This is a genomic window from Bacillus sp. NPDC057893 (assembly GCF_042796455.1).
GTDB lineage: Bacteria > Bacillota > Bacilli > Bacillales > Bacillaceae_G > Bacillus_A.
In genome coordinates this window covers 1-1,864 of the sequence record NZ_JBHVNG010000036.1, presented here as the reverse complement: position 1 = coordinate 1,864, position 1,864 = coordinate 1, and the positions used below count along the sequence as shown (strand labels likewise).

Sequence of the window (1,864 nt, the reverse complement as noted above, 5' to 3'; positions counted from 1 at the left end):
ACCTTTTGGAATGCTGAGGTCTTCTGGCACTCTAAAGATATCGCCGGCCGGTAGGGAAAGTTTTCTGTCTTGATGTGAACAGTCAGGCAAGATGTGAGTTAAGAGAAAATAAATGCTTTAGAAAAAGAAAAAGAGAAAAATGAAAGTAGATAAAGCTACAGATGTAGGATTCGAGGGTTCCGAAAAGGAAAAATGAAAAACAGGCATAAAAGTGTATGATTCACCAAGAGGTTTTTAAAAAATACGCTGTTTAAGCTTTGTATTTGCCTTTCTAAGCTGTTTGATTTTTTTCCGAATAGGAAAATAAAGATAGGGAGTTCAAACCTCTAAAAACAGCCTTTATGGACGTCTGATAACGAGGGTCTTTCGGAAGTAAAAAAAAAGAACAGTCAAAGACTGCTCCTTCGTTCGGAACCGTTATTTAAACACACTGAAGGTTTTCAAGACATTATTGGTTTCTTCTTCTGTGATGCCGATATACCTCAGGGTAATCGAAGGGTCCGAATGGTGCAGGATTCCCTGCAGCATCGCAATGTCCTTTGTCGCTTTGTAAAACCAGTATCCGAACGTTTTCCGCAGGGTATGGTTGCCGACATGGTCGACACCAGCAAAGTCGGCGGCCTTATTTAACTGCCGGTATGCCTGGGTCGGCGTGATGGCGCCGTCCCCCTTCCGGGATGGAAAAAGCCACTCACTGTCCACATTGACGGCATAGCCGTAGACTTCCTGAAAACAGTTTTCAAGGTACATCTCCCTGATTTTTTGTGTTTTTCCCTCTTTGATGCGCAGTATCTTCGTGTACTTTCCTTTCAAATTCAGAATCTGTTTGGTTTTGAGTCGTAAAAGATCTCCAACTCGCAGCCCGGTTTCACAGCCAAGGACAAACAGAATGTAATCACGTTCCGAACAATGGCGTTTAAGCGCCCACTTCATATCTTCCAGCTGCTGCTGGTTCCGAATGGGCTGCACGTTCTTAATAGGGTTCATAATTGTGTCCCCTTCTTTTTCAAGACGTTCCGAAAAGGTTGCGAGCCCTTATAAAACGGATACTTGAATGTATGATTTTATGTATTTATCTTCATTATAAGGATTAAAAACGAAGGAAGTCAATGAAATCAAGGAAATGAATGTACGGTCGTCTACAGAATCATACATAAAGTAACTTGCTAAAAAAATCATTGACATCATGTGTAAACTCTTTTATCATAAGGGAGTTGCTTATTTAGCAAGCAAGGCATTTTTGATCTTAGAAATTATTGATAGAGCAGTAAAAACAAGATCGAACATGTTCTTGAAAAAAACTATTGACGTCTTATTGAAATAGTAGTAAGATTAGGTAGTCGCTAAGAAATAGCGATTTTAAAAATAACTAACATTCTTCGCAGAAGTTGACAACTACTCAACTTCGTGATATGATGATTAAGTTGTTAAAGTGATTGCTCTTTGAAAACTGAACAAAACTAAGCGCCAACGTTTTAAAATAGTGAGCACACACTCTAAAAGCAAATGAGCAAGTCAAACATTTCTTCGGAGAGTTTGATCCTGGCTCAGGACGAACGCTGGCGGCGTGCCTAATACATGCAAGTCGAGCGAATGGATGGGAGCTTGCTCCCTGAAGTTAGCGGCGGACGGGTGAGTAACACGTGGGCAACCTGCCTGTAAGACTGGGATAACTTCGGGAAACCGGAGCTAATACCGGATGCTTGTTTGAACCGCATGGTTCAGACATAAAAGGTGGCTTCGGCTACCACTTACAGATGGACCCGCGGCGCATTAGCTAGTTGGTGAGGTAACGGCTCACCAAGGCAACGATGCGTAGCCGACCTGAGAGGGTGATCGGCCACACTGGGACTGAGACACGGCC

At 42.4% G+C, this 1,864-nt stretch carries 1 protein-coding gene and 1 rRNA gene; one reads left to right on the top strand and one right to left on the bottom strand.

Annotation, left to right across the window (positions count from 1 at the left end; translation table 11 throughout):
* Positions 1-417 precede the first annotated feature (417 nt).
* Positions 418-987 (bottom strand): tyrosine-type recombinase/integrase, encoded by a 570-nt coding sequence (locus ACFVQC_RS30125; protein WP_376174685.1) that lies wholly within the window; start codon positions 985-987, stop codon positions 418-420.
* Between the two features lie 537 nt (positions 988-1,524).
* On the opposite strand from ACFVQC_RS30125, the gene ACFVQC_RS30120 reads away from it, so the two are divergent.
* Positions 1,525-1,864 (top strand): 16S ribosomal RNA (locus ACFVQC_RS30120); the annotation flags it as partial.

Excerpts from the sequence above, each read along its gene's own strand:
- ACFVQC_RS30125 (WP_376174685.1), bottom strand. The coding sequence starts at position 987 with ATGAACCCTATTAAGAACGTGCAGCCCATTCGGAACCAGCAGCAGCTG.